This window comes from Actinacidiphila guanduensis (assembly GCF_900103985.1).
In the GTDB taxonomy this organism is placed as follows: Bacteria; Actinomycetota; Actinomycetes; order Streptomycetales; family Streptomycetaceae; genus Actinacidiphila; species Actinacidiphila guanduensis.
Genome location: NZ_FNIE01000024.1, coordinates 1 through 21,812, shown reverse-complemented (window position 1 = coordinate 21,812; position 21,812 = coordinate 1). Strand labels below are relative to the sequence as shown.

Here is a 21,812-nt window from a genome sequence, read left to right as displayed (position 1 = left end):
CGCCGTCCGGCCGAAGCGCGCACGCGACGGCGGCACGCGGCTTCCCCGCACACCGCACCGCCCGGCGGCAGTCGCCCGCCGGGCGGGCGGTGGCGGTGGGGAGTTGTCACACGGGGGTCGACATCCACCATCGCGCCAGATCACACCGGGAAGTGAGTCATGCATCCGGAAACCACCGAGGGCACGTCCGTGCCCGCTCCGCGCCGCACCGTCGTCCTCACCGGCCTGGGCGCCACCACCGCGCTCGGCGGTGACGTCACCACCACATGGGAGGCCATGCTGCGCGGCGAGAGCGGCGTCCGCCTGGTCGACGGCGACCTGTGGGAGGGCATGCCGCCCATGATCGCCGGCACCGCCGCCGTCGACCCGGCCGCGGGCCTCGCGCCGCTGCAGCGCCGGCGGCTCGGCCGCTGCGCCCAGTTCGCGGTGACCGCCGCCGCCGAGGCGTGGCGTGACGCCGGCCTGGAGGGGACCGACACGTCCGGGGAGCGGGTGGCCGTGTCCGTGTCCACCGCGACCGGCGACCTGGGCGCCGTCATCGACGTCTGGGAGACGCTGAAGCAGAAGGGCTGGGACCGCGTCCCGCCGCTGGCCGTGCCGACGTCCATGGCGAACAGCCCGGCGGCCGCCGTCAGCCTGCTGGTCGGGGCCCGCTCCGGCGTGCACTCCAGCGTCAACGCCTGCTCGTCCGGCACCCAGGCGCTGGCCACGGGCGCCGACCTGATCCGCCGCGGCCTGGCCGACATCGTCGTCGCCGGCGGCGCCGAGGCCCCGGTGCACCCGGTGGTGGTGAGCGCCTTCGCCGCGATGCGGGCGCTGTCCAAGCGGGTTGACGACCCCACCTCGGCGCCCAGCCCGTTCGACGCCGACCGGGACGGCATGGTCCTCGGCGAGGGCTCGGGCATCGTGATCCTGGAGTCCGAGGAGCACGCCAGGGCCCGGGGCGCGCGCGTCTACGCCGAGTTGGCGGGGGTCGGCATCTCCTCCGACGCCTACCACGTCGTGCAGCCGGACCCCCAGGGCGTCGGGGACGCCGAGGCGATACGGCTGTCGCTGGCCGACGCCGGGGTGGCCCCGGAGGAGGTCGCGCACTTCAACGCCAACGGCACCGCCACGCTCCCCGGGGACGCGGCCGAGGGGCTGGCGGTGCGGGAGGTGTTCGGCGAGCACGCCAAGCGCCTGCCGCTGACCGCCAACAAGTCGCTGATCGGCCACAGCCTCGGCGGCTCCGGTGCCATCGAGTCGATCGCCACGGTGCTCGCCGTCCACCACGGCGTGGTGCCGCCGACCCGCAACTTCCGGCGCTGCGACGACGGCATCGAACTCGACGTGGTGCAGGGCACCCCCCGCAAGCTGGTGGGTGAGCAGATCGTGGCGGTGAAGAACTCGGCCGGCTTCGGCGGCCACAACGTGGCACTGACCTTCCGCGGCGTGACGCCGCCCGAGGTCGGCTGACGCCTTCCGCTGCTCCCGCCGTTCCCCGACGGGCGCGCCGCACAGCACTCGGCCTCCGGCAGGATGTCTGCCGGAGGCCGAGTTGTGTGCTCTTGCCGCGTGCGGTCCGTCCCGTGCGGGCCGGGTGCCGATCAGGCCGGGGCGGCGGCCCTGTCCACGGCGTCCTCGGTGTCGGGGACGATGTTGCCCTCGTCGTCCACGTCCGGCGGGATGGTGGACAGCGCGCTGGCGTGCAGGTCCTTCGTGCGCAGCAGCAGGAAGGCGACGACCGCGGCGGTGCCCGCGAGGATCGCGGAGAGCAGCATCGCGTCGTGGAAGCCGGTCAGGAACGCGCTGCGGGCGGCGTGCAGCACCTGGTCGTGCGCGGGCCCGGCCTTGGCGGCCACCGCGTCGATGCCGCCGGCGCTGATGCCGCTCGCCGCGCCGGAGGCCGCGTCGTGGCCCATCTGGTGGCCGACGTCGGAGGAGGTGAAGGCGTGCGCCACCCGGTTCTGGAAGAGCGCGCCCACACCGGCGATGCCGACCGCGATGCCGACCTGCTGGAACGTCTCGTTGATACCAGAGGCGACACCCGCCTTGGACGGTTCGGTGACGCCGATCGCGAGGGCGGCGCGGGCCGGGTTGAAGGCGCCCATGGCGATACCGCTGACGATCATGCTCGGGATCAGCGCGGTCCAGGTCGAGTCCAGGTGGGTCAGGCGCAGCAGCACCAGGCCGACCGCGAGCAGGCCGGTGGCGAAGCCGAGCAGCACCCGGAAGGGCACCTTGCCGATCAGGCCGCCGGCGACGGCGCCGGCGACGAACATGGCCGAGGTGAGCGGCAGGAAGCGCAAGCCGGCGCCCCAGGCGTCCACGTGCAGCATGTTCTCCAGGTAGCTGGTCTCGAAGAACACCGAGGGCAGCGCGCCGGCGTTGCCGATCATGGCGACCAGGGAGATGCCGACGAAGGTCGGGTTGCGGAAGAAGGCGAGGTCGATCATCGCCTTCTCGCCCACCCGGCGCTCGACGAGCGCGAAGACGACCAGGAAGACCGCGCTCACCGCGTACAGGCTCAGGATGGTCGCGCTGGTCCAGCCCTCCTCGGGGCCGCGGATCGTGGCGAACACCAGGGCGCCGAGGGCGACGCTGAAGGTGACCAGGCCGGTCCAGTCGGTGCCGAGCGAGCGGGGGTTGAACGACTCACGGACCCGCAGCGCGCCGATGGCCATGGCGATGACGCCGACCGGCACGTTGATGAAGAAGATCCAGCGCCAGGAGAGCGCGCTGGTCAGGCCGCCGCCGATGAGGGGGCCGGTGGCGACCGCGAGGCCGACCGCGGCACCGAACGCGGTGAAGGCGGTGGCCCGCTCCTTGCCGTGGAACTCGTGGCCGAGCAGGGCCGGGCCGACGGCGAACATGATCGCGGCGCCGATGCCCTGGACCGCGCGGAAGGAGCTGAGGGCGACCGCGTCACCGGCGAGGCCGCAGGCGAGCGAGGCGGCGGTGAAGATGCCGAAGCCGACCTGGAAGACCTTCTTGCGGCCGACCCGGTCCGCGGTCGAGCCGGCCGCCACCAGGAAGATCGCCAGGGTCAGGGCGTAGGCGTCGAACACCCACTGCAGGTCGCTGAAGCTGCTGTGCAGGGAGGTGTGGATCTGGGGCAGCGCGATGGACACGACGCTCAGGTCGAGCATGAGCATGAACGTGCCCAACGCGACGATGCCCAGTGTCCACCATCGCAGGGGCGAGGGGACGCGTTCAGCGTGCATGACTGGCTCTCCAGATCTCTACGCGAAATCGATGATAGAAATCTAGATGATTTGGTTTCCGACCGTCAACGTGAGCAGGAGAGCACGCGCGGCTACCGGCCGCGCACCGTCAGGTCGTGCAGACCGAGGCGGGCCAGCGGCCTTCCAGCACCCGGCGGAGGGTGGCCACCAGGGCGGTGCGCTCGTCGTCCCCGAGGCCGGAGAAGTAGGCCGACTCCGCGTCGAAGGCGATCTGTTCGGCCTTGGCGAGGGTCTCGCGGCCGTCGTCGGTGAGGAACAGCTCGTACCGGCGCCGGTCGGCGGCGCTGCGGCGCCGCTCCACGTGCCCGTTGTGCTCCATCTCGTCGATCACCGTGACGACCGTGGTGGGGTCGAGGTTGAGCAGCCGGCTCAGGTCCTGCTGCGAGAGCGTGGGGCCGCCGGCCAGGGAAGCCAGGACGAAGAAGTACCGGGTGCGCATGCCGGCCGTCAGCAGGGCCCGCTCGACGTCCTCGGCCAGCAGCAGCGCCGCGCGGTGGAAGAGGAACCCGGTCCGGCCGGCGAGGAGGAAGTCATCTCGCAGCGCCGCAGGGGTCCCGTCATGGCTCACAGCATCGTTGGACACCATCGACACCATCCTCGTCAGTTCGTTCGGCAATCCCATCATCGAAGATAACAATGTTTGCCGTTCGGGATACCGCCGTTCCCGGCCCGGCTGCCCGGCCGACCGGTGGGGTGTGCGGCGGGCCGGTGTCAGAGCTGTCCGGTGCCCGATCCGGGGAGGGCGCGGATGCCGCCGAGCAGGAGGGCGAGGCCGCGGTCGAAGTAGACGTCCTCGTCGCGGCAGTCGGCCAGCGGTTCGGCGGCGGCGATCACGTGGGGGAAGCGCGCGGGGTCCAGCGCGGAGAGCCGCGCGCGCCGGCGGCGTACCTGGCCGGCCCGGTCCGCCGTGGCCGCCGGCGGCCCGGGCGCGGCCGTGACGAGGGTGACCAGGGCGCTCAGCGCGTACGTGCCGACCTCGGCGGTCTGCTCGGCGTCGAGCCCGGCGGCGGTCAGGAGCCCCAGGACGTGCTCGGCCACGGCCAGGCCGGCCGGCCCGTCCAGGATGCGGGTGCGGACCAGCGCCGCGACCTCGGGGTGCGGGCGGAGGACGGCGAGGAAGGACGTGAAGAACGCTTCCAGCCGCGCCTCCCAGGAACCGCCCGCGTCATCGAGCCGCACCTGCGACAGCAGCCGCTCGGCCAAGGCGCCCAGCAGCGCGTCCTTGTCGGCGAAGTAGTGGTACATCGCCATCGGCGTGACCCCGTGCTCGGCCGCCATCCGCCGCACCGTCAGCGCGTCCAGCCCCTCGGCGTCGGCGAGGGCGAGCGCGGAGCCGACGAGCGCCTCGACACTGAGCGCTCCGGCGCCCCCGCGCCCCGGGGCACGGCCGGGGTTGCCTCGCTTGCTGGTGGCCATGGCACCAGCGTAGTGAGGGCGGTCCCTGTCCCCCGGGGTGGGCAGCGGTCGCGGCGGGCGGTGGGGTGGGCCTAGGTTGGGTCGGGACGTCTGATTGCCGAAATGCGAGGTGGGAGCCATGCGGGGTGCCGTGCTGCACGCGGCTCGGGATGTGCGGTTCGAGGAACGGGCCGACCCGGCGGTGGTCGAGCCGACGGACGCCGTGATCCGGACGCTGGCCGCGTGCGTGTGCGGCTCGGACCTGTGGCCGTACCGGGGGATCAACGAGATCGCCGGGCCGCAGCCGATCGGGCACGAGTACGTCGGGGTCGTGGAGGAGGTCGGCGCCGAGGTCGCCGCGATCAGACCCGGGCAGGTCGTCGTCGGCTCCTTCTTCGCCTCGGACAACACCTGCCCCAACTGCCGCTACGGCTACCAGACCAACTGCGTACGGCGGCAGCCGATGGGCGCGCAGGGCTGCCAGTCCGAGTACATCCGGGTCCCGCTCGCCGACGGCACGCTCGTCGCCGCACCCCAGCCGCCCGACGAGCGGCAGCTCAAGAGCCTGCTCGCCTGCTCGGACGTGATGGGCACCGGCTGGTACGCGGCGGTGGCCGCTGGTGTGGTGCCCGGCTCCACGGTCGTGGTGGTCGGTGACGGGGCGGTCGGGCTGTGCGCGGTCCTCGCCGCCAGGGAGTTGGGCGCGGGCTCCGGCGGGCGGGGCCGGATCATCGCGATGAGCCGGCACGAGTCGCGCCAGGAGCTGGCCCGCGCCTTCGGCGCCACCGACATCGTCGTGGAGCGCGGCGAGGCGGGCGTCGAGCGGGTCAAGGAGCTGACCGGCGGGATCGGGGCGGACGCGGTGCTCGAATGCGTCGGCACAGCCGAGTCGATGCGGCAGGCGTTGCGGTCGGCCCGCCCCGGCGGTGGCATCGGCTTCGTCGGCGTGCCGCACGGCGTGGAGATCGACGGCGCCGAACTCTTCAACTCCCACGTGTCGTTGCGCGGCGGTCCGGCTCCCGTGCGCGCCTTCCTCCCCGACCTGGTGGACCGCGTCTTCGCCGGCACGATCGACCCCGGCCGCGTCTTCGACCTGGAACTGCCGCTGTCGGAAGTGGCCGAGGGCTACCGGGCGATGGACGAGCGACGGGCGATCAAGACGCTGCTGCGACCGTAACGGGTGCGGCCCGCAACGGAGTTGTACGGGGAGCGAGCGCGGGTCGGCGCGGTGGCCCTTCGCACGGGCGCCTCTGAGCCGGGTGTGCCGGGCTCGTACGGGCCACCTGACCGGCGAACGGCCCTTGGCGGTCGGTGAGTTGGCCTCGGCGCAGCGACTAGGCTCTTCGGCATGGGCAAGGGGCGGGCGCGGACGCTGCGCAGGAGGGCACTGGCCGCGGTGTGCGTGGTGTCGGCCTTCCTGACCGTGGGCTCGGCGGTCGCCGCCTCCCACGCGGGCGGCCGCCTGGTGGCATATCTGCCGGTCCCGGTCTTCGCATACGCCACGTGGCGCAGCTGGCGACTCTTCCGCGTCCGCTAGCTGGTGGCTTGCGGGAGGGGCTGCGCGGCGCTTGGCCGGCCCATCGAGCGGAAAGCCGCAGCCGTCCGCGCCCCCGCGTACCCCACCGGCGCGGCCCCGCCGCAGGCGGCAATGCAACACACCAGGCACCACCGACACGTCCGTGCTGAGCAAGCAGGGGGAGCCGAACGGGCGGGGCCGCCCCGCCAGGGCATCGCCGCAAACCGCACGAAGGGCGCCTCCGTCGTGCCGGTGGCCCGAGCGCAGCAGCCCCACGACCCCCAATACATATGCTTCGCACCGACATGACGGGCCGTCACGCGTAGAGTGGGCCCCTATGGAGGCCGGAGGGGGATTCGGCGGCGGGTACTCCTGGGGAGCACCGGCTTGGGCCGTGCGCGTACGGCGGGGCGACGGCGAAGTCGCGGGAGCCGGCGTGCTGGTGGCGCCCGGGTGGGTGCTGACGAGCGCGTACACCGTGGCCCAAGGCGAGCGGATCACCGTGGAGTTCGGCGACGGCGGCTCACGCGCGGGCATCGTGCAGGAGGTGTGCCCGCCCGAGCACGGCGGCATCGCCGCGATACGGCTGCAGCAGCCCGCGCCCGCGGGCGCCGCCGGCTCGCTGCTGCGGCTGTCGGTGCCCGGGCGCCGCGTGCGCGTCCACGGCTTCCCGCGGGGCCACGGCCCCGGCCGGTGGACCGACGGCACCACCCGGCCCGGCCCCGGCGGAGCCGACGGCCGCGCCCGCCTCGCCCTCGCCGAACCGCTCGGCCCGGACCACGCGGGAGCCGGCGTCGCCGACGCGCTCACCGGAGACCTGCTCGGCGTGCTGCTGCCCGGCGCCGACCCCGGGCAGCCGAGCCGGGAAGCCCACGTCGTTCCCGCCGAATCCATCGTCCGGCACCTGCCGCGCGCCGCCGGCTGGACCCGTGGGCGCAAGGCCGTGGACGAGTCGCTGCAGGCCCTGCCGCCCGGCCTGCCCGCCCTGATCGACCCGCACTTCGGCCGCCGCCTCGCCGAGTGGTTCCGCGGCGACAGCCGCGGGCCGGACGGGCGGCACGGCGACGGCAGCCAGGTCAAGATCAGCCTGGTCCGCACCGACGACACCGTACGGCTCGGCACCCTGCGCCGCTCGCTGCTCCTCGCCGACCGCGAACTGCGCCCGCACAGCGCCGAGTCGGCCGGTACGGGCGGCGCCGACGACCCGGCGGTGCCCCCGCCCGGCGGCCTCGACCTCGCCGTCGACGTCACCGGCCGCACCGCGCACTGGCTCGCCCAGCGCGTCGCCGACCGCCTCGGGCTGCCCGCCGACGACCCCGCGCCGCCCGAGGAGCGCATCCAGGCCGCGCGGCCCACCCTCACCCTCGTCGTCGCCGGCGTGGACGAATCCGACGAGCCCGGCCAACTCCTCGACCTGCTGGCGCAGTTGCGGGCCCGCGAGGACCGGCTGCTGCTCGTCTTCCGGCACGACACCGAGACGTACGCGCGGGCCCGCAGCCAGCTCGTCATCGAGCCCAACCAGCAGCGCCACGCGGCCCTGGTGGAGCGGCTGGAGCGGATCACCGGGCCGCTCGCCCGCGCCTTCTACGAGCGCCGCGCCGTCGTACGCGCCGACACCGACCGCGCGCTGGACGCCCTCGTACGGGCCGAGGCGCTGCGGACGCGCGTGGCCGGGACGACGGGCGTGCTCACCGCGCATGGCCGCTTCCCCGACGCGGGCCGCTACGAGCGGTCCGCCCGGCGCTACGAGCGGCGGCTGCGCGAGGCCAACACCGCGATGGACCGGCTCATCGAGCGCCGCAAGGAGCTGGCGGGCCGCCTCACCGCCTACCGCGCCCTCTACCAAGCCGCCGCCGTACGCGAGGACTTGGCCGCGGACGCGCTCTACCGCGAGGCCCAGGAGCTGCTGGCCGCCACCCCCTGCGAGATGCCCGCGGCGGAGGCGGCGGTGGCCCGCTACACGGAGTTCGTGGACGCATGGACCGGCGACAGCCGCCCGGACGCCGGCCCCGTTGCGGGAGAGGACCCGGCGGGGCCGGGCGGTCGGCGGGTGTCCGATGCGGAGCCGGCCCTGGGCGAAAAGGCCACGGCGGAGGGGCCGCCCGTGGGCGACGCCGGGCCGAATCCCGCGGTTCCGGCCGGCCCGTCGGAGCCGGAGATCGAGCCGCGTGCCCACGGCATCCCGCACGCGCGCGGTGCGGGGGCGGACGAGCAGGACACCGCTCGTGGGCACGAGGCCGGGGCGGAGGACGAGCCCGAACAGGCCCCGGGCGGTGGGGCGCAGGCGCGTACGGCGTCGCAGGAGTCCGCCCCAGGAGCCGTACCGCCCGCACCCGGCGGTGGACGCGAGTCCCGAGACGTACCGCCGAGGCCGCACCAGCCGCCGGATCCCCGGATCGCCTTCCACGCGCGCGGTGCCGAGCGGGCGCCGGACGCGGGGCCGTACCGGCAGGACGGCCAGGGCGGGGAGGGGGCGGGTCCTTCCCGATGACCGGAACCCGTACGCCCTGCCCGCGCCCCGACTGCGAGGGCGGCACCCTCATGGCAACGGGCTACTGCGACACCTGCCTGCGCGCGGCCCCGGCCCTGCCCGCCGACCCCAACGGTGCGTCCGCCGCGCCTTCTTCGCCGACTGCCGCGCAGGGCAGCCTTGGAGTACGGTCCACGCCGACTTCAGCCCTGCCCGCGTCCTCGACCCCACCACCGTCACCAACTCCGGTTCCGCCCGCGCCTTCGGCCGTACCGCCGTCCTCAACTCCCGCTCCGCCGGGGTCCTCCGCCGTACCGCCCACCTCACCTCCGGCTCCGCCAGCGCCTTCTGCCCTCTCACCCTCCTCGACCCCGGCTCCGCCCGCGCCTTCCGCTCCACAGTCCTCGCCGACTCCCGCGTCCGGCAGGCTCTCCGTCCCCACTCCTCGCGCTCCCGAAGCCCCGCAAGCAGACCTCGACGCCCAACTCCCTTCCTCCGCCCCCGAACACGCGCACCCCGCGCCCAACGAGCCACCTGCACCCCCGGCCCCCGGAGGGCTCGACCGGGACGGGCTCGTGCTGCTGCCCGACATCCCCGCCCCGGCCCTCTCGACCATCTCGCGGGTGCCCGCGCCGCCGCCCGTCGGCGGGCGGAACTGCGGTGTGCCCGAGTGCACGGGCACCATCGGGGTCGCCTACGACGGCGGGCCGTCGCCCGACCACGGGTTCTGCCCGCAGTGCGGCACCCCGTACTCCTTCCGGCCGCAGTTGCGGCCCGGCGAGGAGATCGGGGAGGCCGGCAGCCAGACGTACCGCGTGCTGGGCTATCTGACGCCGGGCGGCACGAGTTGGGTGTACCTCGCCGAGGACACCGCGCTGGAGGGGCAGCTGGTGGTGCTCAAGGCGCAGGTCAACAACAGCGACGCCATCGCGCGGCGGCGCGCGGTGGAGGAACTGCGGTCGCTGACCTCGCTGCACCACCGCGACATCGTCAGCGTCATCTCCTCGCGCCGCCACCTCGCCGAGGGCGAGACCGAGCCGACCGACTACATCGTCATGGAGTACGTCGGCGGCCGCCCGCTCAACCTGCTGCTGCGCTCCAGCGACGAGGAACTGGCCGAGATCTTCGGCGAGCCCTTCGCCCTGGACCATGTGCTCACCTACGGCTGCAAGCTGCTCGGCGCTCTGGAGTACCTGCACGACCAGGGCCTGCTCTACTGCGACATGAAGCCCGCCAACGTCATCCACTACGGCCGCCAGATCAAGCTCATCGACCTCGGCGCGGTACGGCGGATCGACGACCACGAGTCGCGCCTGTCCTTCACCCGGGACTACGCGCCGCTGTCCTACGAGCGCGAGCGGCGCGGATTCCACATCGACAGCGACCTGTTCACGGTCGGCCGCACCCTGCAGGAGCTGGCCGCGCGGGCGGCACCCGGAGCGGGGCTCGCCGCGCGCTCCTTCGAGCGGCTGATCGCTCGCGCCACCCATGACGACCCCGCCGCCCGCTTCACCTCCGCCGCGCAGATGTCCCGCCAGCTGTGGGAGGTGCTGCGCGAGCACCGGGCGCTCGGCCGGCACGAGCGGCACCCCGAGCGCTCCACCCGCTTCGGCCCGACCGCGGTCCTCTTCGGCGCCGGGCTCGGCGCGATCCCCGGCACCGCGCACTGGACCGATCGCCCGGGCCTGGACCTGGCCGATCCGCCCGACCTGGACATCTCCACGCCGGAGCCGCGCGAGGCCGCCCGCGGCCTGCCGGTGCCGATCCCGGACCCGCAGGACGGCTCGGTGGTCTTCCTCGGCCGGCTGGGCGGCGCCGCCGTGCCCGAGCGGGTGGCCGAACGGGTCGAGCGGGAGCGGGAGTTGCGGACGGTGGAGGTCGCGTTGTGGCTGTGCCGGGCCTATCTGCTGCGCGGGGAGCCGGAGTCGGCGCGGCAGGCCAACCGCTGGCTGGGTGAGGCCGAGCAGCTGATGGGCCGCGATGTCGCCGGCTACGACTGGCGGTTGGCCTGGCACCGCGGACTGCAGTTCCTGATGGCCGGCCATGTCGGCAAGGCGCAGGCGGAGTTCGCGGCCGTGTACGACATCGTGCCGGGGGAGTGGGCGCCGAAACTGGCGCTGGGCTACTGCGCGGAGCGGCTGCGCAACCCCGAGGCGACGGTACGGGAGTTCTACGCGGCCGTCTGGGAGCGGGACCGCAGCCAGGCGAGCGCGGCCTTCGGGCTGGCCCGGGCCCGGCTGCGGGCGGTCGGACGCGAGCCGGGCGCGCGGGAGGCGGCCGTGGCGGTGCTCGACCAGGTGCCCTCCACCTCGCGGCACTACGACACCGCCCGGGTCGCCGCGATCCGCGTGCTCACCGGGCGGCTCGGCCCCGGCGTCCCGTCGGCGGCGATGCTGTGGCAGGCCGCCCACCGGGTGGAGGAGCTCGCGCCCGGCGAGTCGCGGGACCGGCTGGTCGCGGAGGTCCGCGAGAACGTACTCGCCGCCTTTCTCGGCCCGCTCACCGGACCCGGGAACGGCCCGCCGGAGCGGCCCGCCGCCCTCGCACGGGCCGCCGAGCTGGTCCGCAAGGCGCTCGGCGGCGGCGAGGAGCCTGGCGGGCCGCGCAGCAGGGCCGCCTATCTGCGGCGGTTCGCCGACCCGCGCGGTGCCGCCGAGTTCCCCGTGCTGCCCACGGGGGAACTGTTCGAAGGGGCGGACAGCAGGGAGCAGTTGGCCGAACTGCTCCACACCTCGCTGCGGGCCCTGGCCGACCGCGCCGCCGACGCCCAGGAACGCGGTGCCCTCCTCGACCGCGCCTACGCCGTACGGCCGGAGCGCAGCTTCTGAGGCGGGGCCGGCGGGGCGCTGCGCCGGATGAGGTGAGTACGGACCGGGTACGCCGCGACGAGCGGTCGCGACACAGGAGTCAGGGAGCAGCAAGCACAGTGGACACCCAGGGCACGCAGGCGCCGTCCGTCCGCCTCGCTATCGACCAGCGCACCTTCCTGGCCGTGGGCAGAGGCCGCCAGGAGCTGCACGCGATCGTGACGGTCTCGATGACGGGCACGGCGCCCAGCGCCGCCGGGGCTGCGCGGGACCCGGCGGGCAAGCATGCGGAAGCCGCGCGTTCGGCAGGCGGAGCGGCGCCCGCCGGCCCCGCCGCACCCGGTGAGTCCGCCGGGCAGACCGGTCCCGCTGTGCCCACGGGGTCCGCCGGGCAGACCGGCCCGGCTGTGCCCACGGGGTCCGCCGGGCAGACCAGCCCCGCCGTGCCCACGGGGTCCGCCGTAACTGCCGCGCGGGCCGGGTCCGTTGGGAGCGCCGCATCTGCCGGCCGCCCCGCCATCGCGAGCGCCCCCGCCTCGGCCGCACCGGCCCGGCCCCACGGCTCCGCCGCTCCGGTCCCCGCCCGGCTCGCCGAAGTCCTCGTGCTCGACTGCTCCAGCTCCATGGACTGGCCCGAGCGCAAGTTCCGCGAGGCACGCAAAGCCGCCCTCGCGGCCCTGGACGCCCTTCCCGACGGGACGCCCTTCGCCGTGGTGCGCGGCACGCACACCGCCGAGGTCGCCTATCCGCCCGGCGGCGGGATGCGGGCGGCGGACGCTGCTGCCCGGCGCGAAGCGGCGCTGGCGATCGGTGGGTTGGAGGCCCACGGGGGGACCTGCGTCGGCAACTGGCTGGAGCTGGCCGGGCGGTTGCTCGCCGAGCAGGGCGCGGCGATCCCGCACGTGCTGATGCTCACCGACGGCCGCAACGAGCACGACGAGGAGAACCCGCTCGCGGCCGTACTCGACGCCCTGGAAGGGAAGTTCGTCTGCGACGCCTGGGGGATCGGCGACGGCTGGGACGCCCAGGTGCTGATGGACGCCACCGGCCGCCTGCACGGCTCGGCGAACTCCGTGCACGAGGAGCGCGAACTGCCCGCCGCCTACCGACGGCTGGTGGCCGGGCTGGCACAGCGGACCGTCCCCGAGCTGGAGATCGTCGTCACCCCCATGCCCGGCACCCAGGTGCGCTACCTGCGGCAGGTCCACCCCAACGAGGCGCAGCTGCCCCAGGCGCCGGGCACAGGGGCGGCGGTCTTCACCACCCGCGCCTGGGGCGACGAGCGGCGCAGGTACCAGCTGTGCCTGCTGGTCGATCCGCAGGGGCGGCCGCTCGGCGAGGACCTGCAGGCGGCCACCGTGCGGGTGCGGGTGCCGGGCGGGCCGCCGGTGGCCCTGCCGGCGGAGCTGCCGTGCCTGGTGCAGTGGACCGACGACCCGGTGCGGGCCGAGGCGGAGAACCGGCGGAACCTGGAGCGCGCCCACGTAGAGAAGCACCAGCTCCTGGGCCGCACCGCCGCGTCGGCCGCCGACGCCTTCCGCCGCGACCGGCACGACCCCGCCGTGCTCGACCACCTGGCCGCCGCCGTCCGGCTCGCCCACGAACTCGGCGCGGTGCGCCAACTCGCCGAGCTGCAGCGCATCGTGGCGGTGCACGACGCCGCCGCGGGCCGTGTCGAGATGCGCGCGGGCGTGACGGCGGCGCACTTCGAGCACCTGCTCACCGCCAGCACCCACACCACCTTCGGCCCACCCGCCGACGGCATCCAAGCCGCGGCCGCCGCACAGGAGTTGCGGGACTGCCCGCACTGCGGCGCGCGCATGCCCCAGCAGTCGGTGTTCTGCCCCACCTGCGGCCGCCGGACGCAGACGCCGTGAGCACCACCGCCCGCGAACTGCGGCGCCGCCAGTGGCTGCTGGTCGCGCTGTGCGTGCTGGCCACCCTCGCGCTGTTCGGCTCCTACACCGGTGTGCACGCGGGGGCGGTGCCGCTGGCGACCTCGACCTCGGCCGGGGTGCTGGACGTCGACACCGCCAAGGCCGCGCTGCTGCAGGCGCAGCGCCGGGTGGTGAACGACGTGGCCGCCGACCGGGCCGGCACCGGCGACTTCTACCAGCAGATCTCGACCGCCGACCAGAGCCTGGCGGCGGCCGCCGCCGAGGACGTCACCGGCGCGGACGGGCGCGAGACGCTGCGTACCCTCTTCGGCCTGATCACCACCTACACCGGCTGGGTGGCCGAGGCGGACAAGGTGCGGGCGGACTCGCTGGAGCACGCAGGGTACGTGTACTACGCCACCGAGATGCTGGGCGGCAAGGACGCCAGGACGTCGGACACTTCGGTGATGGGGCGGCTGAACGCGCTGCGGGCCCAGCAGGTGCGCACCGCGGACCGGCAGGCGTCCTTCGGCTGGATGCTGTGGACCGGGTGGACGCTGGCCGCGCTGCTCTGCGTGCTGCTGGTCGCCGCCCTGGCCGAGGCGCACCGCTTCACCCGGGCCCGCTTCCGCACCCGCTGGAACCGCCAACTCGCCGCCGCGGGACTGCTGCTGGTGGCCGGCGCCGCCGTCCTGGTGGTCTTCACCTGGCAGACCCACACCGGTCTGTTCCACGTCAGGACCCTGCTGCACGGCGACCACGCGGGTCCCGGCATCGGCGACACCGCGGCGGAGATCGCCCGCCGCACCCGCGGCACGGGCCTGCGGGCCACGGCCGGCTACGGGATACTCGGGGGAGGAGCGGTACTGGTGAGCCTGGTCATGTGGGGTCTGCAACCGCGGATCAACGAGTACCGACCGAGGGCGCCGCGATGAGCCGCCCGGGCCGCAGGACACTGGGCGCCGCCGCGCTGTGCCTGGCCGTGCTCGCCGTCACCGGTGTGGTCGTCGTCAGGGCCGTCGCCTGGCACGGCTCCGTCACGGTGCTGGCCAACTGGACCGGCGGCAACGAGGCGCTGTTCCGCGAGAAGGTCATCGCCGGATTCGAGTCCGAGGAGCACATCCACGTGCTCTACCAGGGCAGTTCGGCCGTGAGCCAGGTGCTCGCCGCCGACGCCGAGGCGGGCACCACCCCGGATGTCGCGGTGCTGCCCGGCCCCGGTGAGCTGGCCGGATACGCCCATCAGGGCCGGCTGCAGCCGCTGGACGGCCTGGTGGACACCGCCGACTTCGCCGCGCCCTGGGGATCGCGCGCCCTGGGCCCCGGCGACACCGCGCACACCTACTGGGTGCCGATCAAGACCGACCTGAAGAGCCTGGTGTGGCACCCCGCCACGATGAAGCCCGCCCAACTCGCCGATGCCGCACGGCAGCAGGACTCCTGGTGCCTGGGAATGGCCGACGGCGCCACCTCGGGCTGGCCGGGCACCGACTGGATCGAGGACATCCTGCTCCAGCAGGCCGGCCACGACGTCTACCAGGAGTGGGCCACCGGCAACCTGGAATGGACCGCGCCCGCGGTCCGGCGGGCCTTCCGCACCTGGGGCGCGATGGTCGGCGCGGGCGACCGGCACTTGGTCGGCAACGCCATGGTCACCGGCTACGGCGACGCCGCCCGAGGGCTGCTGCCCGGCGCGGCCCGGCCCTGCACCCTGGAGCACCAGGCCACCTTCGTGCGCACCGAGCAGCCCTGGATCGTCACCGGTCCCGCCGAGGCCCACTCCCACGACCTGGTCCCGGGCGCCGGCACCGAGACGGCCGACTGGGAGGTCTCCGGCGACCTGGCCGCGATGTTCCGCGCCACCCCGCAGGCCCGCAAGCTGATCGCCTACCTCGCCCGGCCCGACGTCCAGCAGCGCTGGAGCCGCTCCCAGCACGGCTTCACCGGCGACCGCCAGGGCGCGGGCCCCGGCGCCGACCGGATCGACCAGGACATCGCCAGGGTGCTGCGCGACCCGCACACCGAGCGCTGCTACGACGCCTCCGACGCGATGCCCTCCGCGATGCGCGACGCCTTCGCGCTGGCCGCCCTGCGCTACCTCGCCGACCCCGGCGGTCTCGACGCGCAGCTGGACATCCTGGAGAAGGTGCGCGACCGGGTGCACAGCGACAGCGCCTCCGGCGACACCGGCCAGGTCTGGCTGCTGTCGGTGTGCGGCACGGGCTGACCGGCGGCCGCGGCTCCTCCCCGGACCCGGACCGGGGCCCGCACCTGCCCGTATCGGCTCCCCGGAGCTGACCGCACCCGCGTCCGCCGGGTGTCGCGCGGGTTCGCGCGCAGCGGCCGCGGCCCCGATCCGCCCCCGCCGCCGGCGGCGAACCCGCCGGCTCAGCTCCCCGGCTGCCGCGTCCCCAGCGACGACAGCAGTTGCAGCTTGTCGTACGACTCCGAGCCGGGCCGGGCCGTGTAGACCAGCAGCACCTGCTCCTGGCCCGGGTCGTGCAGCGTCTGGCAGTGCAGCTCCAGCACACCGACCTCCGGGTGCCGCAGGCGCTTGATCTCGCTGCGCCGCAACCCCACCTCGTGCGCCTTCCACACGTCGGCGAACTCTCCGCTGACCGCGAGCAGTTCGTCGACCAGTTCGGCGGCCGGCGAGCCGGGGCCCTGCCGGGTGTAGGCACCGCGCAGGTTGGAGGCGAGGAAGCGGCCCTGGAGGCCGTGGTCCTCCTCGGGGTAGACCAGGCGGGTGGCCGGGTCGGTGAACCAGCGATAGGCGATGCTGCGGGCCGGCCCGGTGAAGCGCGTCTCGTCGCCGACCAGGGCCATCGCCGGGGCGGTCTGCACCAGCGTCTCGCCGAGCGGGCCCATCACCTGCGCCGGGGTGTCCGCGAGCCGGTCCAGGATGCGCATGACGCCCGGGCTGACGTGCTCGCCCCGCAGGCCGCGCGGCGGGGTGCTGTGGCCGGCCATCCGGAACAGGTGGTCGCGCTCGTCCAGCGTCAGGTGCAGCCCGCGCGCGATGGCGGCCAGCATCGACTCCGAGGGCTGCGGGCCGCGCGCCTGCTCGATCCGCCCGTAGTAGTCCGCCGACATCCCCGACAGCGCGGCGACCTCCTCGCGGCGCAGTCCCCGGGTACGGCGCCGCTGCCCGCGCGGCAGCCCCACGTCCTCGGGCTGCAGCGCCTCGCGCCGGGTCCGCAGGAAGTCCGCGAGCTGTTCCCTGTCCATGCCGCCAGTCTCCCTCCTCCGGGCGGGACCGCCGGCATACCGGGCGGCCTCGTGCCTGCCGGATGCCGCGAGCGCTCCGGTGAGCGCCGCGGGCGGTGCGCAGGGGCCCGGTGCCGCCCCGGCGCCCCTTCCGTGCCCTCTCAGAGGTGGATGCCGCCGGACGCCTCGATGCGCTGCCCGTTGATCCACCCGGCCTCGGGCGCCACGACCAGGGACACCGCGTCGCCGATGTCGTCCGGCTGCCCGACCCGGCCGAGCGCGGTCAGCCCGCCGAGCACTTCCTGCACCTGCGGGGTGTCCCGGACCAGGCCGCCGCTGAAGTCGGTGGCCACCGGGCCGGGCGCCACCGTGTTGACGGTGATGCCGCGCGGGCCCAGCTCCACCGCCAGGTAGCGGGTGAACACCTCGATCGCGCCCTTGACCGCCCCGTACACGGCCTTGCCCGGGGAGGTGAAGCGGGTCAGGCCGGTGGAGACGTTGACCACCCGGCCGCCGTCGGCGATCAGCGGCAGCAGCGCCTGGGTGAGGAAGAAGACGCCGCGGAAGTGGACGGCGACCAGGTCGTCGAACTCCTCGACGGTGGTGGACTCGATGCTGGCGTTCCCGGAGTGCCCGGCGTTGTTGACCAGGTGGTCGAAGGTGTCCCGGTTCCAGCCCTCCTTCAGCACCCGCCGCACCTCGTCGGTGAACGCCGGGAAGTCCTCGATCCGGCCGGTGTCCAGCCGCAGCGCGTACGCGGTGCCGCCCAGCGCCTCGATCTCGGCGACGACGGCCTTGGCCTCGTCCTCGTGGCTGCGGTAGGTGATGATCGAGTCGACGCCGTCGGCGGCCAGCTTCAGCGCGGTGCTGCGGCCCAGTCCCCGGTTGGCGCCGGTGACCAGCGCGATACGGCGGGTGTCGGTCTGCTGCGACATGGTGTGCTCCTGTGCGGACGGGGGCCCTGGGCCCCGTGTTTCTGCCTGCACCACCAGCCTGCGTCCACCGCAGCCGCGGATGAAGGCCCGCCTCAACCAGGGATAGGCAGTCCCCGGCTGAGACGGGCCGGCCGTTTCCGGCCCGAACCCGCCCGAGCCGCCCGGGCGGGCTCGCCTGTCAGCCGAACAGCTGGGTGCCCCAGTCCTGCCCGGCGGCCAGCCCCGGCGGCACGGCGAACAGCCCGCTGCCGATGTGCTGGATGTACTCGTTGAGCGCGTCGTGCTGCCCGAGGGCGGTCTGCAGGGTGATGAACTGCTGCGGGCTCTTCATGAACGCGATGAAGAACAACCCGCCCATCAGGTCGCCGGTCTCGGGGTCGATGCCGTCGGTGTAGGAGTACCCGCGGCGCAGGATCCGCAGCCCGTTGTTGTTCTCGTGCGCGGCCAGCCGGATGTGCGCGTCGGCCGGGATGACGTACTGGCCGCCGGACTTCGCGTGGAAGTCGGGGGTGTCGAACTCCGCCTTGCCGGTCAGCGGGGCCCCGGTGGACTTGAAGCGCCCGAAGACGTCCTGCTGGTCGCCGAGGCGGTCCCGGTCCCACTGCTCCATCAGCATCCGGATCTTCCGGCTGACCAGGTACGAGCCGCCGCGCGCCCACCGCTGCGGCTCCTCGTCGCCGATCCACACGTGCGCGCCCATCAGCGCGGCGTCGGTGCCGTCGATGTTGCGGGTGCCGTCCTTGAAGCCCATCAGGTTGCGGGGGGTGGCCTGCTGCGGGGTGGTGGAGGAGGTGCGGCCGAAGCCCAGCTCCATCCAGCGCGGCACCAGCGTGCCGAAGGCGAGCCGGCGCAGGTTGCGCACCGCGTGGAAGGCCACCTGCGGGTCGTCCGCGCACGCCTGCACGCACAGGTCGCCGTCGGAGTTCGCCGGGTCCAGGTTGTCCTTGGGCAGGTGCGGCAGCTTCACCAGCCCCGACGGGCGGCGGCCGGCGAGGCCGAACCGCCGGTCGAAGAGGGTGGGCCCGTAGCCGATGGTGATGGTGAGGTTGCCCGGCTGCAGCCCGGCCGCCTCGCCGGTGTCCTCCGGCGGGGTGTACAGGTCGCCGGGGTTGCCCGGCACCGGGTTGCCCAGCGTCATCGCCTCGGCCGCCGCCGTCCAGGTCTTCAGCAGCTCGCGCAGGTCGGCCGCGGTGGCGCCGGGACCGACGTCGAAGGTGGCGAAGCACAGCCGGTCCTGGGACGGCGTGGCGATGCCGGCCTGATGGACGCCACGGAACGCCACGGTCTGCGGGCCCGAGCCGGCGGCGTCCGCGCCGGACGAGCCGCTGTCGTGGTGGGCCAGGACGGCGCCGCCGGCTCCCAGGGCGGCGCCGGCCACGGCCGCTCCGGCGCCGACCGCGCCCAGCAGCCGCCTGCGGCTGACAGCGGCCCGCTCGGGGCCCGCCTCGTCGGGGGCGGGGGTGATGTCCGGAGTATCGGTCACGGGTCAGGCAATCTTTCCGGCGATCTTGGAGACGGACTCGGCGTAGGCGTCCACGGTCTGCGCCAGGGTACGCCGCTGGGCGTCGGTCACCTTCCGGTAGTCCACGTAACCGGTGCCCTCGTAGCCGGGCTTGGCCGCGTAGCTCTTGAGCGCGGTGAGCACGGCCTGGTAGCGCTGGTCGATCTCGGTGGCCAGCGCGGCGTCCTTCTGCTTCAGCGTGGGCATCAGGACCGAGACGGCCTCGTTGGCGCCCGCGAGGTTGCCGTCGAAGTCCAGCAGGTCGATGTGCGAGTAGCGCTCCTCCTCGCCGGTGATCTTCGAGGACTGGATCTCGTTGATCAGGTCGGTGGCGCCGTTCGCGATCACCGCGGGCTGGTACTCGACGCTCGGCACCTGGGAGTTGAGCGTCTTGACGTCCGCGTCCAGCTGGTCGGCGAGCTTGGCGGTGCCGGCCAGCGACTTCTTCTGCCACAGCGCCTGCTCCAGGCGGTGGAAGCCGGTGAAGTCGGCCGGGGTCGCGGCGTCGTCGGCGCGGCCGTCGATCCGGGCGTCCAGGTCGCCCCAGATCTCGGCGGTGGGCTCGATGCGCTCGTAGTGGATGCGGGCCTTGCCGTACAGGGACTTCGCCTCGTCGATGTTGCCGGCCTTGACCGCGGCGGTGAACGCGTCGGTGGTCGTGACGAGCTGCTTGACCTCGCCGTCGATCCAGGTGCCGTACTGCTGGGTGGCGGCGACCAGTTGCGGGTCGTCCTTCCAGGTCTTCGTCGTCGCGCCCGTGACGGAGAAGGCCGTGCGGTCGGTGTCGGCGCCCGGGCAGTAGACCGAGTACGTGCCCTTGTCGAGGTTGAGGGTGAAGTCGCCGGACAGGCCCGGCGTCAGGTTCTCCTTCTCGCCGAGCATCTTGCCGTGGTCCTGCAGCTCCGCCTCGGTGACCTTCGCCGAGTTCTTGTTGCTCACCTTGAACTTCACGGCGCCGGCCGGGACCTTGGCCGGGCTGGGCGCGCAGTCCTTGTCGGTGATGCTGATCGTCACGGTGGCGGTCTTGCCGCCGGCGTTCTTCGCCGTGGCCCCGGAGGCCGAGGAGTTCGTGTCGTGGCCGCCGCACGCGGTCAGCAGCAGACCCGCGGAGACGACGGTCGCGGCGCAGGCCAGGATGCGACGGGTGGGGGCAGGGCGGGTCACGGTGGGCTCCTCGGTACGGGGCCGTGCGGGCACGGCGGAAGTCGGGACGGTTCGTTTCAGGGGCGGTACGCGGGCGTACGGGTGGTGCGGGGCGCTCTCGCTGCCGGACGGGGCCGGTGTCCAGCGCTGTCGGGCGGGGCCGGTCGCGGCCGGTCGTCAGCCGGCGCTGGCGTTCACCGGCAGGTCGGCCGGCGGCTTCGCGGGGGCCTTGCGGCGGGTCGGCCACAGGATGACCGCGACCATCGGGACGGCGTAGACGAGCCAGCCGGTCACCATCGCCCAGCTCGGGTTGGGCTGGATGCCGAGCACGCCGGTGACCACCGAGGCGATCGGGGTGCCGGGCCGCACCAGCCAGTCCAGGTTGAACGCCGGGTTGTTGCGGTCGATCCAGCCGCCCTCGTACGCGGTCATGATCGCGGTGGAGACCAGGCCGGCCGCGACGATGACCAGGACGACGCCGGTGATCCGGAAGAAGCGGGACAGGTTGATCCGCACGCCGCCCTTGTAGATGCCGTAGCCCACGACCGCCGCGACCAGGATGCCCAGCGCCGCGCCGGTGCCGCCGTAGGCCGGGTTGTCGCTCTCGTTGAAGGTGGCGAGCAGGAAGACCGCGGTCTCGAAGCCCTCGCGGAGCACCGACAGGAAGGCCATCACGACCAGTGCCGTCGCCGAGCCGGTGGCCAGCGCCTGGCCGGCCGCGCCCTCCAGGTCCTTCTTCAGGTTCCGCGAGTGGCGGCGCATCCACAGCGCCATGTAGCTGACCATCACCACGGCGATCGCGCCGACGACCGTCTCCAACTGCTCCTGCTGGCGCGTCGGCAGGTCGCTGGAGGCCACCTGCAGGCCGATCGCCACGGCCACGCAGATCGCCACCGCGGCGCCGACGCCCAGCCACACTTTCCGCAGCGCGTCGCGGCGGCCCTGTTGGCCGAGGAAGGAGGCAATGATGCCGACGATCAGGGCAGCCTCCAGTCCTTCGCGGAGGCCGATGACGAACGTGGGAAGCATGTGCGGTCCTTCTTCGCGGCGGTTAGGGGAGCCTGCCCTAGGTTAGGTCACCCTAATTTCTACGGACCGGGCATGTCACGCGTCAAGCCGCTCGCGCCGCCAATTTCGACAATCCGGGCTCCGTGTGGGGAGTGTCACCCGTAAACGGGGCGGGGTTGCTCGCGCTGGCGTGTGAGGGTGCTGCCGCTGCCGCTGCCGCTGCCGCTGCCGCTGCCGCTGCGGGTGCGGGTGTACGGCTGGGCGGTTCGTTGGTGGTACGCGTTGCGCGGCTGGGGTGGGAGTGCGGCTGGGCCGTGGCGTGTGTGTGCGGGGGGTGTCGCGGAGTTTCCGGGCAAAGGGAGGGGAAGCGGGTGGCCAGGGTTTCCCTGTCCTGTACGTGTCCCCTAGTGTCCTTCCGCCATGGACTACTGCTACACGTGTCGGCGCCACCTCAATGGTGCCTACTCGTGCCCCGGTTGCGGGACTCCTGCCGATCGGCTCACGGTGCCGCCGGCCGGGGACACCGCGCCTTTGCCGTTGGTCTCCGAGGGGTTGCCCGACGGGCTGGGGGACGGCGGGGCGTACGGCGAGGAGTTCGGGGCCGGTGGCGGGCGGGCGGCTCGGCGGGTCGAGGAGCGGCGGAAGGCGGCGCGGCGGGCCAAGCGGGGGCGGCGGCGGGTGGCTGTCTACGGGGTGGGGGCGGTGGCTGTCGTAGGGGCGCTGGCGATG

The 21,812-nt window shown here is 74.2% G+C and carries 17 protein-coding genes; 9 read left to right on the top strand and 8 right to left on the bottom strand.

Annotated elements, in window-relative coordinates; translation table 11 throughout:
• The first annotated feature begins 159 nt into the window (after positions 1 to 159).
• On the top strand, positions 160 to 1,455 hold the full coding sequence (locus BLR33_RS32380) for a beta-ketoacyl-[acyl-carrier-protein] synthase family protein (protein WP_093788292.1): 1,296 nt from the start codon (positions 160 to 162) through the stop codon (positions 1,453 to 1,455).
• A gap of 131 nt (positions 1,456 to 1,586) precedes the next feature.
• Here BLR33_RS32380 and BLR33_RS32375 read toward each other — a convergent pair whose 3' ends face one another.
• From BLR33_RS32375 to BLR33_RS32365, 3 genes are all read right to left on the bottom strand, one after another.
• Positions 1,587 to 3,203 carry an MFS transporter gene (locus BLR33_RS32375; protein WP_176930713.1) on the bottom strand — a complete coding sequence of 539 codons (1,617 nt, stop codon included), beginning with the start codon at positions 3,201 to 3,203 and terminating at the stop codon, positions 1,587 to 1,589.
• A 109-nt stretch (positions 3,204 to 3,312) separates the two neighbouring features.
• Complete coding sequence (locus BLR33_RS32370; RefSeq protein WP_093788379.1) at positions 3,313 to 3,810, bottom strand: MarR family winged helix-turn-helix transcriptional regulator; 498 nt, start codon at positions 3,808 to 3,810, stop codon at positions 3,313 to 3,315.
• Between the two features lie 125 nt (positions 3,811 to 3,935).
• Complete coding sequence (locus tag BLR33_RS32365) at positions 3,936 to 4,640, bottom strand: TetR/AcrR family transcriptional regulator (RefSeq protein WP_176930710.1); 705 nt, start codon at positions 4,638 to 4,640, stop codon at positions 3,936 to 3,938.
• 118 nt (positions 4,641 to 4,758) lie between these two features.
• Here BLR33_RS32365 and BLR33_RS32360 point away from each other — a divergent pair, with 118 nt between their 5' ends.
• From BLR33_RS32360 to BLR33_RS32335, 7 genes are all read left to right on the top strand, one after another.
• The gene (locus BLR33_RS32360; protein WP_093788288.1) at positions 4,759 to 5,796 is read left to right on the top strand and encodes a zinc-dependent alcohol dehydrogenase family protein; all 1,038 of its coding nucleotides are present in this window, start codon (positions 4,759 to 4,761) and stop codon (positions 5,794 to 5,796) included.
• Between the two features lie 171 nt (positions 5,797 to 5,967).
• A complete protein-coding gene (locus BLR33_RS34875; RefSeq protein WP_143031796.1) occupies positions 5,968 to 6,156 on the top strand; it encodes a hypothetical protein in 189 nt (62 codons plus the stop codon).
• A 415-nt stretch (positions 6,157 to 6,571) separates the two neighbouring features.
• Positions 6,572 to 8,626 carry a serine protease gene (locus tag BLR33_RS32355; protein WP_143031795.1) on the top strand — a complete coding sequence of 685 codons (2,055 nt, stop codon included), beginning with the start codon at positions 6,572 to 6,574 and terminating at the stop codon, positions 8,624 to 8,626.
• 554 nt (positions 8,627 to 9,180) lie between these two features.
• Positions 9,181 to 11,433, top strand: a complete 2,253-nt coding sequence (locus BLR33_RS32350) for a tetratricopeptide repeat protein (RefSeq protein WP_093788284.1) — start codon at positions 9,181 to 9,183, stop codon at positions 11,431 to 11,433.
• Between the two features lie 98 nt (positions 11,434 to 11,531).
• Positions 11,532 to 13,289 carry a VWA domain-containing protein gene (locus BLR33_RS32345; protein ID WP_093788282.1) on the top strand — a complete coding sequence of 586 codons (1,758 nt, stop codon included), beginning with the start codon at positions 11,532 to 11,534 and terminating at the stop codon, positions 13,287 to 13,289.
• The gene (locus BLR33_RS32340) at positions 13,286 to 14,224 is read left to right on the top strand and encodes a hypothetical protein (RefSeq protein ID WP_093788280.1); all 939 of its coding nucleotides are present in this window, start codon (positions 13,286 to 13,288) and stop codon (positions 14,222 to 14,224) included. Before BLR33_RS32345 ends, BLR33_RS32340 begins: the two co-directional genes overlap by 4 nt.
• A complete protein-coding gene (locus BLR33_RS32335) occupies positions 14,221 to 15,516 on the top strand; it encodes an extracellular solute-binding protein (RefSeq protein WP_093788278.1) in 1,296 nt (431 codons plus the stop codon). Before BLR33_RS32340 ends, BLR33_RS32335 begins: the two co-directional genes overlap by 4 nt.
• A 161-nt stretch (positions 15,517 to 15,677) precedes the next feature.
• Here BLR33_RS32335 and BLR33_RS32330 read toward each other — a convergent pair whose 3' ends face one another.
• From BLR33_RS32330 to efeU, 5 genes are all read right to left on the bottom strand, one after another.
• Positions 15,678 to 16,517, bottom strand: a complete 840-nt coding sequence (locus BLR33_RS32330) for a helix-turn-helix transcriptional regulator (protein WP_093788276.1) — start codon at positions 16,515 to 16,517, stop codon at positions 15,678 to 15,680.
• A 140-nt stretch (positions 16,518 to 16,657) separates the two neighbouring features.
• A complete protein-coding gene (locus BLR33_RS32325) occupies positions 16,658 to 17,431 on the bottom strand; it encodes an SDR family NAD(P)-dependent oxidoreductase (protein ID WP_093788274.1) in 774 nt (257 codons plus the stop codon).
• Positions 17,432 to 17,609: 178 nt separating this feature from the next.
• Entirely contained in the window at positions 17,610 to 18,914 is a 1,305-nt protein-coding gene (gene efeB / locus BLR33_RS32320) for an iron uptake transporter deferrochelatase/peroxidase subunit (protein ID WP_093788272.1), read from the bottom strand.
• Between the two features lie 3 nt (positions 18,915 to 18,917).
• A complete protein-coding gene (gene efeO, locus BLR33_RS32315) occupies positions 18,918 to 20,096 on the bottom strand; it encodes an iron uptake system protein EfeO (protein ID WP_093788270.1) in 1,179 nt (392 codons plus the stop codon).
• Positions 20,097 to 20,252: 156 nt separating this feature from the next.
• On the bottom strand, positions 20,253 to 21,104 hold the full coding sequence (gene efeU, locus BLR33_RS32310) for an iron uptake transporter permease EfeU (RefSeq protein WP_093788268.1): 852 nt from the start codon (positions 21,102 to 21,104) through the stop codon (positions 20,253 to 20,255).
• A 399-nt stretch (positions 21,105 to 21,503) separates the two neighbouring features.
• Between efeU and BLR33_RS37295 the strand changes: the two genes are divergently transcribed.
• Positions 21,504 to 21,812: SCO2400 family protein (locus tag BLR33_RS37295; RefSeq protein WP_456049206.1), on the top strand; the 309-nt coding region annotated here is incomplete at its 3' end.